At 46.4% G+C, this 15,100-nt stretch carries 11 protein-coding genes; 6 read left to right on the top strand and 5 right to left on the bottom strand.

The window, feature by feature from the left end; all coding sequences use genetic code 11:
- Nucleotides 1–107: 107 nt before the first annotated feature.
- From FTT73_RS12215 to secF, 5 genes are all read left to right on the top strand, one after another.
- Nucleotides 108–959: a DUF4303 domain-containing protein gene (locus tag FTT73_RS12215; protein WP_100329834.1), complete on the top strand. Its 852-nt coding sequence runs from the start codon at nucleotides 108–110 to the stop codon at nucleotides 957–959.
- 119 nt (nucleotides 960–1,078) lie between these two features.
- Nucleotides 1,079–2,209 (top strand): tRNA guanosine(34) transglycosylase Tgt, encoded by a 1,131-nt coding sequence (gene tgt, locus FTT73_RS12210; protein WP_005098076.1) that lies wholly within the window; start codon nucleotides 1,079–1,081, stop codon nucleotides 2,207–2,209.
- A 101-nt stretch (nucleotides 2,210–2,310) separates the two neighbouring features.
- A complete protein-coding gene (gene yajC, locus FTT73_RS12205) occupies nucleotides 2,311–2,640 on the top strand; it encodes a preprotein translocase subunit YajC (protein WP_005098077.1) in 330 nt (109 codons plus the stop codon).
- Between the two features lie 51 nt (nucleotides 2,641–2,691).
- Complete coding sequence (secD, locus tag FTT73_RS12200) at nucleotides 2,692–4,590, top strand: protein translocase subunit SecD (protein WP_180078687.1); 1,899 nt, start codon at nucleotides 2,692–2,694, stop codon at nucleotides 4,588–4,590.
- 8 nt (nucleotides 4,591–4,598) lie between these two features.
- Nucleotides 4,599–5,573 carry a protein translocase subunit SecF gene (gene secF / locus FTT73_RS12195; RefSeq protein ID WP_180078688.1) on the top strand — a complete coding sequence of 325 codons (975 nt, stop codon included), beginning with the start codon at nucleotides 4,599–4,601 and terminating at the stop codon, nucleotides 5,571–5,573.
- A 47-nt stretch (nucleotides 5,574–5,620) separates the two neighbouring features.
- Here secF and FTT73_RS12190 read toward each other — a convergent pair whose 3' ends face one another.
- The 5 genes from FTT73_RS12190 to cysM form a co-directional block, all read right to left on the bottom strand.
- Nucleotides 5,621–6,274 (bottom strand): hypothetical protein, encoded by a 654-nt coding sequence (locus FTT73_RS12190; RefSeq protein WP_074383521.1) that lies wholly within the window; start codon nucleotides 6,272–6,274, stop codon nucleotides 5,621–5,623.
- A gap of 100 nt (nucleotides 6,275–6,374) precedes the next feature.
- Nucleotides 6,375–8,684, bottom strand: a complete 2,310-nt coding sequence (locus FTT73_RS12185; RefSeq protein WP_005098082.1) for a bifunctional (p)ppGpp synthetase/guanosine-3',5'-bis(diphosphate) 3'-pyrophosphohydrolase — start codon at nucleotides 8,682–8,684, stop codon at nucleotides 6,375–6,377.
- Nucleotides 8,685–8,728: 44 nt separating this feature from the next.
- A complete protein-coding gene (rlmD, locus tag FTT73_RS12180) occupies nucleotides 8,729–10,105 on the bottom strand; it encodes a 23S rRNA (uracil(1939)-C(5))-methyltransferase RlmD (protein ID WP_005098083.1) in 1,377 nt (458 codons plus the stop codon).
- Nucleotides 10,106–10,111: 6 nt separating this feature from the next.
- On the bottom strand, nucleotides 10,112–10,930 hold the full coding sequence (locus tag FTT73_RS12175; protein WP_100535412.1) for a 3'-5' exonuclease: 819 nt from the start codon (nucleotides 10,928–10,930) through the stop codon (nucleotides 10,112–10,114).
- An 18-nt stretch (nucleotides 10,931–10,948) separates the two neighbouring features.
- On the bottom strand, nucleotides 10,949–11,878 hold the full coding sequence (cysM, locus tag FTT73_RS12170) for a cysteine synthase CysM (RefSeq protein ID WP_005168623.1): 930 nt from the start codon (nucleotides 11,876–11,878) through the stop codon (nucleotides 10,949–10,951).
- A gap of 366 nt (nucleotides 11,879–12,244) precedes the next feature.
- Between cysM and FTT73_RS12165 the strand changes: the two genes are divergently transcribed.
- Nucleotides 12,245–15,052 (top strand): ATP-binding protein, encoded by a 2,808-nt coding sequence (locus FTT73_RS12165; RefSeq protein ID WP_179999649.1) that lies wholly within the window; start codon nucleotides 12,245–12,247, stop codon nucleotides 15,050–15,052.
- The last annotated feature ends 48 nt before the right edge of the window (nucleotides 15,053–15,100 follow it).

The following is a 15,100-nucleotide window of genomic DNA, read 5'->3' as shown; positions in this document are numbered from 1 at the left end:
CTATCTCATCTGATCGACTTTCTCATCCTGGCGTACTCAACTTATAATAAAATGCCCCAGGATGAAGCTACACCTTTATAAAACCAATAAAATAAAGAATAAAAATTATGCTGAATTATGTAGAGCGCTTAGAGCAGACGCTGGTGGAAGAATTTTATCCGCTTTATGACCATTATCAGGACGATGGAATCTATGCCTGTAGTCTGGTCTTTGACGAATTTTTACTGCTGGATGATCTGGCTATTTCGACTGAGTGCAGTATTTTTAAAGATCCGGAAGATCAGCGGCAATATCTGGCTAAACAAGATCGCTGGAATGTCCCAAAATGGCGTTATCGGGCACAAGCTGCGCCCGACTCCGGACTGATCCCGTTCAAAACTTTGCTGGCCGATTATTTTAAAACCCAGCATAGTTTTGGTCATCCGCTATTGGGACAGCAACAGCTCCACACAACACATCTGGACTTATTACTGCAAACGTTCAAACAGGCCAAATATCGCCTCTCCGAAGCCTATGGTCTGGATCTGGGCAATATACTTTTTTTCCTGAGCCTGCCAAACCAAGTCGAATTTGAGCGCCGATCTGCACTGGAAATCAACCCAGAAAGCGCCTTATTGCAAAACTTTTTAGTCTCCCGACATGCCCAGCCTTTTTCTGAAATCAGCAAGCGATTAAAACTCTCGCAAAATGACAAGGACATTCTGATTGATCTGGAACAAATGCTGGTGATGGAGCCTTATGATTATCTGCAAGTGGCGCACGATGCCTATTTGCTGACCTTGGAATCCTACTTTATCGACAGCAATATCTATATCCAGAAACTGATCCAGCATATCGCTGCCATGGCCTCTGAGCCGGATGGCAGCTGTGCTCTTAGCCGGGAAGATATCCAGCAGCGCTTGCAACAGTTTTCTGCAAATTCGACTATTTCACCTGATCTTGCATTTATTCAACGATAAATAAAATTACAGAGCGAATGCTCTACAATGCTGGCGTTTAGCGTAAGAATCAAGGAAAATAGCGCCCTTTAGCTATGAACTAGCAGCGAACTGTTTTTTCGCCTGGATGTGGAACTCCTATGAAGTTTGAAAAATTAGGTCAGTCGGGTCGCGCCCGTCGTGGTCGTTTAACGCTTGAACATGGTGTGGTTGAAACCCCGATGTTTATGCCTGTCGGCACTTACGGTACGGTGAAAGGCCTGTTGCCGCGTGATATTAAAGAGATCAAGTCTCAAGTCATTTTGGGCAATACCTTCCATTTGTATTTACGTCCAGGACTCGATGTGATTCGTGAACATGGTGGCCTGCACGAATTTATGAAGTGGAATAATCCCATTTTGACCGATTCCGGTGGCTTCCAGGTGTTCAGTCTGGGCGCAATGCGTAAAATTAAAGAAGAAGGGGTCACCTTCCGCTCACCCATCGATGGTTCAAAAGTATTTTTATCGCCTGAAATTTCAATGGACATTCAGCACACGCTGAACTCTGACATTGTGATGATTTTTGATGAATGTACGCCGTACCCTGCGACGCATGAAGAAGCGCAAAAATCCTTGCAACTGTCTTTGCGCTGGGCGAAGCGCTGTAAAACCCAACATCACGAGGTTCTGAAAAACCGTAATGCACTGTTTGGGATTATTCAGGGTGGCATGTATGAAGACTTACGTGAAGAATCGTTAAAAGGCCTGCTTGATATTGACTTTGATGGTTACGCGATTGGCGGTCTGTCCGTTGGCGAGCCTAAAGAAGAAATGATCAAGGTACTGGATTATCTTCCAGAACAAATGCCGGCAGATAAACCGCGCTATTTGATGGGGGTCGGCAAGCCTGAAGATATTGTGGAAGCGGTGCGCCGTGGTGTCGATATGTTTGACTGCGTGATGCCAACCCGAAATGCACGTAATGGTCATTATTTTGTCACAGATGGTCTGGTACGGATCCGTAATGCAAAATATCGTCACGATCAAAGCCCGCTTGATCCACATTGCGATTGCTACACCTGTACCAACTTCACTCGTGCTTATTTATTCCACCTCGAAAAATGTGGGGAAATGCTTGGTTCGATGCTCGGTACCATTCATAACTTGCGTTATTACCTGCGCTTGACTGAATCCATGCGTGATGCCTTGGACAACGGTACATTTGATGCGTTTGTGCAGGACTTTTATGCCCGTCGTGGCCTGGAAGTACCCCCTTGCCCGCAAGATTAATCCATCAGCATTTGCGCTGAGGAAAAAGACAATGTAAATTGCAAGAATATGTCAATTTATTATCAAGTTGATCACCAGTTTTTTTATTTTAGGAAAATGTAATGAGCCTTTTTATTTCGACTGCTCACGCTGCAGGTGAAGCTGCACAACAACCCAGCATGATGGCGAACCTTTTGATGATTGCGGTTTTTATTGCAATCTTCTATTTTTTGATCTGGCGCCCTCAATCTAAACGTGCCAAAGAACATCGTGCTTTGGTTGAAAGCCTTGGTGTTGGCAGTGAAGTCGTTTTTGCAGGCGGATTAATGGGCAAAATCACCAAGATTGAAGGTGACTTCGCAGTGGTTGAATTGAACCGTGGCGTAGAAGTTAAAGTTCAGCGTGCGAGTGTGATTTCAGTCCTTCCTGAAGGCACTTTAAATAACCTTTAATCAAAAATAGTCGTGCCCTTGCACGACTTTTTCATTTTAAGAAGAAAATAAATGCGTTACCCAGCATGGAAATATGTACTGATTCTAGTTGTACTAGTCATCAGTACCTTATATGCCCTGCCAAGTTTGTATCCAGATGAACCTGCTGTACAGATTTCGGGTGCCAAAGCCGGTACTCAAATTGATGCAAGCATCGTACAAAAAGCAGAGCAAATTTTAACAACTGAAAATATTGCCACCCATGACAATAGCTTTAGCAACAATGCTGCCTTATTACGTGTAGATTCAAGTGAATTGCAACTTAAAGCCAAAGAAGCTTTACGTCGCGGATTAGGTGATGATTACGTGGTTGCATTGAACCTTGCCCCGACCACGCCGGAATGGCTGCAAAAAATTGGTGCCAAGCCAATGAAGCTGGGTCTGGATTTACGTGGCGGTGTTCACTTCTTACTCGAAGTGGACATGGACAAAGCGATTGCGCAGCGCATGGAAACCTCTGCGACAGACCTACGTCGTCAGTTGCGTGATAACAACCTGAAATTTAATAGCCTGAACTTAAGCAGCAACACCATTGTGGTGCAGTTTGCCAGCAATGATGATCGTGCTGCAGCGATGGACTTCTTGCGCCGTAATGGCAATGAGTTTACCCAGCAGGCTGTTGCGACTGATACCGGTTCGACTTTACGTTTGACTTATACTGATGTACGTAAGCAAGAAATCGAGTCTTATGCAGTCAACCAGAACTTGACCACGTTACGTAACCGTATTAACGAGTTAGGTGTGGCAGAAGCACTGGTGCAAACCCAGGGCAGCAACCGTATTGTGGTTGAATTGCCGGGTGTACAGGATACTGCAGAAGCAAAACGTGTCTTGGGTCGTACCGCAAACCTTGAGTTTCGTCTGGTTTCTGACCTGAATGATCAATATATTGATCCATATACCGGTCAGGCGACTGGCACATTGCCACCAGGTACAGAAGTATTCGCTTATGAATCCCTGGACAGCGGTCGTCAGCTGCTGTTGAACCGTAACCGTATCTTGACCGGTGAACGTGTTCAGAATGCATCAAGCGGCTTTAGCCAGGACACTGGCGGTGCTGAGGTCAACATTACCCTAGACAGCGCAGGCGGCAAACTGATGTCGGATGCGACCCGGAATGCGGTCGGCAAACGGATGGCAGTATTGTTCATCGAGAACAAACAGCGCATTAGCTATGTAGAAGATCCAGCGACTGGGACTCAAACTGAAGTGCGTACGCCATATACTGAATCTGTCGTGATTAATGCGGCAACCATTCAGGCGGTACTCGGTTCCCAGTTCCGTATTACCGGTCTGGACTCACCACAGGAAGCTGCTGAACTTGCCTTGATGCTACGTGCCGGTGCCCTGGCTGCGCCAATGTACTTTGTTGAAGAACGTGTGATTGGTCCAAGTCTGGGTCAGGAAAACATCGACAAAGGTGTACTTTCAACACAAATTGGCTTCCTTCTGGTGGCGATCTGGATGGTGGTATTCTTCCGTCTGTTTGGTGTGATTGCGAACTTTGCCCTGGTCTTTAACCTGGCAATGATTCTGACCGTCATGTCATGGATTGGTGCTTCTCTGACCTTGCCTGGTATTGCCGGTATCGTGATTACCATCGGGATGGCAGTCGATGCCAACGTTCTGATCTGTGAACGAATACGGGAAGAGATGAAATGGGGAGCTTCGCCGAAACAGGCGATTGTGGCCGGTTATGATCGGGCCTATAACACCATTTTCGACTCGAACCTTACTACCTTCCTGGTAGCCTTCATTCTGTTCGCGATTGGTACAGGTCCGATCAAAGGCTTTGCCGTGACCCTGATGATTGGTATTGTCTGCTCGATGTTTACTGCGATTACAGTAACGCGTGCCGTGATACAGCTCATTTATGGCAAAAAACGTAACTTGAAAAAGTTGAGCATTTAAGGAGATCGATGATGACTGAAAATACTCAACTGAATCAAAAACAGTACGGTCGCCCTGAAGACGAACGCGTCATTCCGTTTATGAAGATTGCTTTGCCTGCGGCATTGTTTTCAATCATCTTAACTGTTGCGAGTCTGTTCTTTATTACGACCAAAGGCCTTAACCTGGGGCTAGACTTTACCGGTGGTGTGGCAGCCGAGCTGAACTATACCAATCCGGTCAAGCCTGAAGATGTTTCCAAGGCACTGAGCCAGGCCGGTTTCAACGATGCTGTCGTACAAACTTTGGGTTCGGAACGTGACCTGATGGTGCGTATGCCAGTTCAGGAAGATGTGGAAGCTGAAGACCTGACCAAAGCAGTTACTGCAGCGGTTCAACTGCCAAATAATGCGGCAGAGGTACCGAAGCTTGATGTGGTCGGCGGACAGGTGGGTAATGAGCTGTATGTCCGCTCTGGTGGCGCGGTGGCACTGGCGCTCTTACTGATGCTGGTCTATGTCACCATCCGCTTTGAGCTCAAACTGGCGATCGGTGCAGTACTGTCGCTGTTCCATGACATCGTGGTGACCCTCGGGATTTTTGCCATGACGCAGTGGCCATTTGACCTGACGGTACTTGCGGCACTCCTTGCGATCATTGGTTTCTCACTGAACGATAATATCGTGGTCTCTGACCGTATCCGTGAGAACTTCCGTAAGATTCGGGGTGCAGAACCGCTTGAAGTGATTAACATTGCCCTGACCGAAACCTTACGCCGTACCATTCATACCTCTATGACGCTATTGCTGGTTGTTGTTGCAATGATGCTCATGGGTGGTGATGGCCTGAAATGGTTCTCGATTGCGATGTTTGTCGGCGTTTTTGTCGGTACCTACTCTTCAATCTATATCGGGACTGGATTTGCACTTTGGCGTGGTTTAAACCGTCAGGACTTTATCGTACAAGTCAAGCCAGAATTTGAAGACGAAAACCAGATTCCCTAATCTGATATTTCATTTTCATCGTTCAGCCCGTCCTAGGATGGGCTGAATTATTTCTGCTGTTTGAATGTTGAAGTAGCCGGCAGAATCGCAATCACTGGATGGATTTTTTCAATATCTGTTTTTTGGAAAATGACTTTCCGATTTTCATCCAGACTTTGAAATTCATAAGTATCTTGAGCTTCCCCCACCCCCTCCAAAATGAGCTGCAAGCCGTTGGCCAGATACACACAGCACATCCCAAAAACTGGCAACTCTTTATCACAAACCAGCCACCAGTCCGGTTTCAGACTGGGAAAATAATAGCGCTCTGCCACCTGAATCGCATAATGCTGTGCTTGCAGATGAAAAATATCCGGATTGAACGAAACCGTAGAATCTATGGGATTGAGTTTAAAGGCCTGTTGTTGTACCACCTGCATCTGAAACAAAACGACCCGATCTATAGCTGTAGCAAGTTCAATCTTCGGTTCGACCGTCTGATCCAGAATTAAACGGGCTAAGCCAAGCTGCTGTTCCAGTTCCCTTGCCACCTTCTCTCCGATCTGGCGTTTGCTATTCAGTAACTGCGCGATATAAGCAGCAGACAAGCCAAAATGCTCGCAGATCTCTTTGCCGGTTTTAAATTGCTGGGTGTCAATCAGCTGATCAATCACTTTTGTCAGATGATGTCGTCTTCGTTCAAATATTTCTGGCGCACTCATATCGGTCTGTTGATCTGTTTTTATCCATTTTGTTCAAATACCTTACAATAAAAAAGCCCACAATTGAATTGCAGGCTTTCTTCAGCTTAGAAATAAAGAATTAAGTGCCCTGTACCAGACGGCGGGCGCTGATAATGCCCGGCTGCTGTTCAAGACGCGCCAGCAGTTTGGAAAGTTGCGCCAGACCTTTAACTTCAATCAATAGCTTCATATTGGCAATACCGTCCGCTTCCGAAATAGTATTGACCTGACGGATATTGATCTGGTCGGAAAAAATCACTTGCGTCAGATCTTTGAGCAGACCACGTCGATCATAGGCTTCCACCACAATCTGTACGCTCTGGCCACGTGTTGGCTGCATTTCCCAGTCGGCTTCTACCGCACGTTCAGGCTCTTGGGTGATCATGCGCACATAGTCCGGACAAGCCACCTTATGAATGCTTACCCCACGATTCAGGGTGATATAGCCAGCGATCGACTCACCATGCACCGGTTGGCAACATTGCGCGACATGCAGCTCTACGTTATCCAGCCCGTCAATCAGAATACCGTGCGCTGACAGGGTATGACTGGCACGCGGATTCAGCGCTGGCTTCAGCACCAGCTCAGGTTCATCCTGATCCAGATGCATATGACGATTCACCTGATTAATCAAGGCATGCAGGCTGATATCACCATTGACCAGATTCACCAGAATGTCATCACCGGTTTTGACATTAAAATGATTGCAATAATCACTCAAATCGATCGATTTTGGATGAATCGCCAGACGTGACAATTCTTTATTCAGCACTTCACGGCCGACTTCCAGGTTTTTACTGCGGTCCTGTTGACGGAACCAGTGGCGCAACTTGTCGCGCGCACGTGCAGTCTTGATATAACCCAGAGAGTTAACCAGCCAGTCCCGATTCGGCTCACGGTCTTTTTTGGTCAGAATCTCGACCTGTTCCCCGGTTTTCAGGGTATAGGTCAGTGGCACATAGCGCTGATTGACACGCGCGGCATAGCATTTGTTACCAACTTCGGTATGCACATGATAAGCAAAGTCGAGCACAGTTGAATCACGCGGCAACTCTTTGATATCACCATCACGACTAAACACATAAATTTTTTCGAAGCCTTCGAAGTCTTGAATATGTTCGAAGTTTTCGATTTCATCTTCTGCTTCTTTATGTGCACTGGACTCATTGCGTTCCTGATAATGCTCGAGAACTGCGCGTAAAGAATGCAAACGATGATTAAAAGAATGATCGGTGGTTTTCGAGCCTTCTTTATAATTAAAGTGCGAACACACCCCCAGCTCTGCTTCTTCATGCATGCTGTAAGTACGAATCTGCACTTCAAGTGATTTGTTCTCGGCAATTACAGCCGTATGCAGGGAACGATAGCCATTGGCTTTTGGATTGGTAATATAGTCATCAAACTGATGCGGAATATGTCGCCAGATCTGATGTACAATCCCTAAACTGTGGTAACACTCCGGTACGCTCTTGACCAATACCCTTAAGGCACGAATATCATAGAGCTGGTCAAAACTCAGGCTCTTGCTTTTCATTTTTCGATAAATCGAATAAATGTGTTTTACGCGTCCGTTAATTTCAGCTTCGATGCCATATTCAGATAATTCATTGCGTAATTTATCAATCACGAATTGAATATATTGCTCTCGCTCTAAACGTTTTTCATTCAGTAAAGAAGCAATTTCTTTATAACGTTCTGGCGCAAGATAACGGAAGGCCAAGTCTTCCAGTTCCCACTTTAACTGGGCGATGCCTAAACGGTGCGCCAGTGGTGAGTAGATCGTCAGAATTTCTCGGGCAACCCGCTCCTGACGCTCACGCGAGGAATTGGTCAGCTCACGCAAGGCATAGGTACGCTCTGCCAACTTCACCAGAACCACACGCACGTCTTCGGTCACTGAAATCAGCATTTTATAAATGCCGGACAGATGTTCACGCTGATTATTATCGAAATGGTCTTCCAGACGTTTATTTTTTTCGATCAGTTCAGACAGTTTACCCATGGCCAGCGTGCCCTTGACCAGGCTATGCACTTGCTCGCCAAACTTCTCTAACACTTCAGTCAGTGGCATGACGCCTTCACGCACCGAACGATAGAGCATGGCCGCGGACAGGGTATCTTCATCGACATGCAGATGTGCCAAAATATCCGCCATCTCAATACCGGTATAAAAGGTATTGGAACGATGCTGAACCGTACTTTGCAGCTCTCTTTCTAATGTTAAGTGGGCGACTTCTTCGAGCTGCTGTAAAGGTGCCCCATCTAATATGCCACGAACCCGATCCAACCACTCAGTCAGATCGTGGTGTGCTTGTTCGGCATGTTCTACAGTCGTCTCCTGTGACAACTCATTGAGTCGTCCAGGGAGTTGCTCACGTACTGTGACCATACCCTTCTCCTACTTGTAAATACATCATTTCTTCAATCGTTCATTTAATTTTCTTTTTCGAACAATGCAATCGATTCAACATGCCCAGTATGCGTGAACATATCCATCACTCCGGCTTGAGTGAGGCGATAACCCTGTTGTACCAAGAGCCCTGCATCTCTTGCGAGTGTCGCAGGATTACATGACACATAAACGATTCTTTTTGCGCCAAACTGAGGAAGATAATGCATGACTTCTTCTGCGCCAGCACGTGGCGGGTCAATCAATAATGCATCAAAACCTTGATTTGCCCAAGTCTGGTGCGAGAAATCTTTGGTTAAATCTTGTGAATAAAAAGCAACTTGGGCAATACCATTATTTTTGGCATTTTCCGCACCGCGTTGCACCATTTCTTCACTCCCTTCCACCGCAATCACCTGACCAGATGTGCCTACACAGCGTGCCAGTGCTAGAGAAAAATTTCCTAATCCACAAAATAGATCCAGAACCCGCTCACCCTGTTGCAGCTGTAGCAAATTACATGCCAGCGCTACCATTTGCGGATTGATAGTCGAATTCACCTGAGTGAAGTCCACAGGATTAAAACCGAATTTCACATCAAAGTCATCAAGACTATAGTGCAAGCGCGCCGCGGCATCTGGAGCATCAATTCGCGAGAGTGTATCTTTGCCGGCAGGCTGCACATACAGTTGCCAGCCTTTCTGTAACGTAAATTCGCGCAATTGGTTGACATCAGCCACTGATAATTTTGCAGTTTCACGCACCAGTAAGGCAATATCCTGATCCCCCATGGCCAATTCTATATGACCAATGTCAGCCTTGCCATTGAGACTTTGCAGCAATTGTTTAAGGCTTGTAAGCGATCCAAATTCACGATCCAGAATCATGCAGCGATCAATCGAGGTTAATTTATTGCTTTGATTCTCACGAAAACCCACCACCAATGTGTCTTTAGCCGGCAGATAACGCACTCCGATCCGGGCTTTACGGCGATAATCTTCACGCTCGGAACGTAGCGGTGCAAGCCACTGCACAGGCTGGATGCCAGCAAAATGCTGTAAATGCGATTTCAGCACATTCTGTTTTAGTTCAATCTGTGCATCGGCTGCGATATGCTGCATATTACAGCCGCCACAGACCCCAAAATGTGCACAGATCGGCTTGACGCGAATTTCGGAAGCTTCGCTGAGTAATTCAAGACTGTCAGCTTCTTCCAGTTTTTTAACTTCACGGGTAATGCGAGCACGCACGGTTTCACCGGGCAAGGCATAACGGATAAAGACTTTCTTGCCGTGTTTATGCGGTGGATGATCCGGGTGTGAACCATAATGAGCGATGCCACGTCCCTCATGCGAAAGTGACTCAACCTGAAAAATGTACTCGGGTTGCTGGGTAGGACGTGTGTGTGCTCGATGCTTCATGAAAACCTAGGATGTGGGAGTTGGAAAATCAAAACGGGTAAAGTCAGTTCTTTGTGACGTTTCACGCCAAACCGATAAAAAGTCCGCATGCTGCGGTTGCGTATGCAAATATTGAATCGTACTGTGCAGCAAATGCTGATAATCCGGCAATAACAGCTGTCCTTTTAACAACAGCCAGCGGATATAGACCAGCCAGGTATTCAGCACATCGCCTTCACAATAAGAGGTCAGTTCGATCCATTGCTGATTGCGGACATATTCAGGAACCCGATAGGCCCCGTCACCGCGTTTACCCGGATAACCCAGCAAATGTGCAACATCGTCCAGCTTCTGGAAATGACGCGTATGGAACATGGCCATCACATCCATTAAGTCAACATGACGATGATGGTAACGATTCTGGTAGTTATTATAACGCTTTTGCGTGTCAATTTCGCCCTGATCGAATAGACTCGGTGCAGAGAGTCCATGATACATGGCACGGTATAAAATCACCGGTAAATCAAACTGTGAACCATTCCAACTGACCAGCGTCGGATGACGCTTATCAAAAATCGATAAGAATTTTCTTAAAATTTCCGCTTCAGAATGCTGTTCCCGGCTAAAGGAAAACAGCTTCATGCCCTGCTCATCGATCCATAAACCGGAAATACAGACAATTTCATGCAAGGGCGGACGCTGAAAATCAGAGCCTGAATCCTGACGGCGCAGTTTGGTCAAGGCCTGATCCAGATCTGCTTCAGGCAGGTCCAGACCAAATAAATGCGCGCCTGATTTGAGATCGGTTTGGGTTTCAATATCGAAAGTTAAAACAGGCAGGCGCATAACACAGTGCTCAAATAATTATTCAGAATCTTGCACAGAGAATAACCCTGTAGACAAGTAACGGTCACCACGGTCACAAATAATACACACAATGACGGCATCCGGATGTTCTTCCGCCAGCTTTATGGAAGCCCACACTGCACCACCAGATGAAGTACCAGCACTGATGCCTTCTTTCTGCGCCAGCTTACGCATGGTTTTTTCAGCTTCAATTTGTGGAATATCGATAATACGATCCACGCGACTGCGATCAAAAATGGTCGGCAGATATTCTTCCGGCCAGCGACGGATTCCGGCAATGCTTGAACCATCAGATGGCTGTAAACCCACGATCTGAATCTCCGGATTCATTTCCTTCAGATATTTCGAGACACCCATAATAGTGCCGGTTGTACCCATAGAACTGACAAAGTGGGTAATCTTGCCACCGGTTTGCTGCCAGATTTCAGGACCTGTAGTCAGATAATGTGCTTCGACATTATCCGGATTGCCAAACTGATTCAGTACCAGACCCACGCCATCATTTTGCATTTGAGCGGCCAGATCACGTGCACCTTCCATGCCTTGTTCTTTGGTAACTTCAATCAGCTCGGCACCATAAGCACGCATCGCATCCTTACGTTCCTGACTCATATTGTTCGGCATGATCAGCTTCATTTTATAGCCACGCATCGCTGCGACCATCGCCAATGCAATCCCCGTATTTCCGCTCGTTGCTTCAATCAGGGTATCACCCGGCTTGATCTGTCCACGCTTCTCGGCCTGCATGATCATATTATAGGCCGGACGGTCTTTGACCGATCCTGCCGGATTATTGCCTTCGAGTTTCGCGAGTACTGTAGCTTGAGTGTGACTTGCCAGACGCTGTAAACGCACCAATGGCGTTTTGCCAACATAGTGGTCTAACAAAAATTCATCTGCTTGAAAATCGGGGGTGGTATTACTCATTGTGTGCACCTATATCGAGGTGCGGCTATTGTATGAAAAAATGCTTTTCCCTGCATCCATTTAGCACTGCTTTTTCAGGAAACTCTCTAAAACAAACTCAGTATCCTGCTATAAACTTCATTTCCCTGTGATTTAGCAAGATCAAGCAGCTCGGCTGTGAATATAAAAGCGTTATTTTCAGCCCCGGACTTTCAGACGACTGAAGTCTTCATCGCCCGCTTTTCACTGTATTTCAGCAATCATTTAACTGAAATCTCTTGTATTTTTAAAGGTTGATCTGAACCCTTATAAAAATAATGCTTAAATTTTAACTGTCGATTTAAAGCATGCTAATATGCCAGACATAAAGAAAATACTGCTTAAATCATGTCAACGATCAATAAAAAGCTGTTTAAACGCCTACACTTAAATCACGCCTATGGACAGTTGATTGCGCTGATTTTTGTGCCGATTACTATTTTGGCCTGTGTTGGCGCGATGCTGGTGTTGACTGAAACCTCGAATGCCGCACGTGCCCAGCAAAAGCAGATGGCAATTGCCATTATGACGCGTTTTCAAGGCACGTCTGAGTATGCACTGGATATTTTAAGCTTGTATCCCTGGCAATATGATCAGGCCCACAATGCCATGCAGAATATGCTCAATGAAAAACATCTGGTTCGGGCAGCCATTCTGGATGACAGTGGCAAGAATCGTTTAGGTATCGGCTTTCAGGAACAGGCCGCTTGGCCCGATTTTGATAAAAGCGGTAACTTTATTGGCCCGATTCTGCATAAAGACAATCATATTTATGCCATTAAAGTGAATGAAAACAGTTTTTCTAAAGGCTGGCTGGCAATTGAGCTGGATAATCAGCCGCTGGCCATTGCTCGCTACCGGGTATTGATCGTATTGATTGCAACGGGTCTATTAACCTTATTATTGTTATTACTCTGTCTGAACTTTTACTCACGGCGCTGGATTGCACCGATGTATGAAATTCGCATGCAGTTGCAGCGACTGAATGCCGATACCCTCGGCCAGCATATGGTGATTAACAGCACCGGAGAGCTGCGTTTACTGCAACGGGATATTGCCAATGTGGTAAAACGTCTACATTTTAGTTTTCTAGAACTGCGCGAACATACTGAACAGACTGAAGATGATTTACGTCGTACTTTAGATACGCTCGAAGTACAGAATATTACTTACCGTCAGGCACGTGACCAGGCGATTTCAGCCAACCAGGCCAAGTCGGTGTTTTTGGCCAATATTTCCCATGAACTGCGTACCCCGCTCAACAGTATTGATGGCTTTATTCATCTGCTCTTGCGTCAGGGCAATCTCAGCAATGAGCAAAGTCTATATTTGCAAACCATTCGTAAATCTTCCGCACATTTACTGGCGCTGATTAATGATGTGCTGGATTTTTCCAAAATTGATGCCGGCAAACTGGAACTGGAAACCGCAGCTTTCGATCTGGAAGAAGCCATTTTTGATGTGATGGACATGCTCTCGCCACTGGCGGCACAAAAACATATTGATATGGCCTTCTACTACGCAGACAGCGTACCGAAACATGTGATTGGCGATGCGCTACGCTTTAAGCAGATTCTGACCAACCTGATTTCCAATGCGATCAAATTCACGCCGGATGGCGAAATCATCGTGCGGGCACGTATGGAACATGAGGGGATCGATCGATGTGTCTTGCATTTTAGTGTACAGGACAGCGGCATTGGCCTGAGTGGTACCGATCGTAAAAAATTATTCGAGTCTTTCTCACAGGGCGATACCTCGGTCACCCGTCAGTTTGGCGGTACAGGACTGGGGCTGGCCATTTCCAAACAGCTGGTCAGCCTGATGCATGGCCAGATTGGTTTTGAAGATAATCAGGAACGTGCCCCAACCGAAAAAGGCTCGACCTTCTGGTTTACTGCGCAGTTCCTGGTCGATGAAGATACTGTAATTGAACATCCAGATTTCAATGAATTGACGGTGGTGTCTTATCTGGCCCATCCGGCAACCGCGAACGTCTTGCGTCATTATCTGGAAAATTATCAGGTCAAGCATATTGAATGCGCATCGATTCTGGATCTGTTTAGCCGCCTGAATCATCTACAGAACTCTGAAAACACCTGGCTCATCGTCGATCATAGTGGCGACAGCGAAGTCCTGTTACGCGAGATCCGCTCGCGTTATCAGGGTCATTTGGCCGTATATGGTTATCAGATGCAACTCGATCCAAGCATGCTGAACGACCATCGTGCCCGTGCTCTGCATCAGCCACTCAGCCGCAGTGCCTTGATTCAGCTGCTGGGCAATCAACCGGTCTTCGATCAGGAACAGCATGAAGACTTTAATGGTCAGGGCCTGCATATTCTGGCCGTCGATGATCATTTACCCAACCTGATTGTTTTGGAAGCATTACTTGCTGAACTGAATGTCACCACCAGCAAAGCCCTGAGCGGACAGGAAGCGATTGATATCATCCAGCGCCGTTATGAGCAGAAACAGCCGGCTTTTGATCTGGTCTTTATGGATATTCAGATGCCGGTGATGTCGGGAATTGATACCACACGTGCGATTCGCTCACTGGAATCGACCTTTGAAAACCATAACCGACTGCCGATTATTGCCCTGACTGCACATGCGCTGTCGGATGAAAAACATAAGCTGCTGCAAAATGGCATGGATGATTATGTCACCAAGCCGATCCAGATCGAGCAGATTGTGCAGATTCTGACCCACTGGACCACCGAACATTTTAAACGGCTTCCAGTGCTGGAACGCGCCCATGTGATTGATGCACTGGATCCGAATATTCTGGACTGGCAGCAAAGCCTGCAACTGGCAGCCAATAAGGAAGATCTGGCAGTAGACCTGTTGCGCATGCTGGTCGACAGTTTTGCCGATGAACTTACTGAAATGCAGCAGTTAATTGAGCTGGAAGATTTCCCGCAACTGGAACATGTCTTGCATCGTTTATATGGTGCAACCCGCTATGTCGGCGCACCAACTTTACAGAAAGTCACGGGCAGATTTGAACAGTTCGTTTCAACCCTGCGCAAAGAACGTCGCAAGGCCGACGAAAACTTTGTTCAAGACGTGCTGAAACATTTTGATGAACTTAAAGCCGTGGTCGAACAAGTTGAACAGGCCGCCCAGCAAATTCTGAAACAACATTTGAATTAAAACTTGAAGCTGCTCAGTCCGTGACTTAGAAAGTATGACTGAGCTGTC

Origin of the sequence: Acinetobacter sp. YH01006 (assembly GCF_013420445.1) — a bacterium.
Taxonomy (GTDB): domain Bacteria; phylum Pseudomonadota; class Gammaproteobacteria; order Pseudomonadales; family Moraxellaceae; genus Acinetobacter; species Acinetobacter pseudolwoffii.
This window is presented reverse-complemented; position numbering and strand designations above follow the sequence as displayed.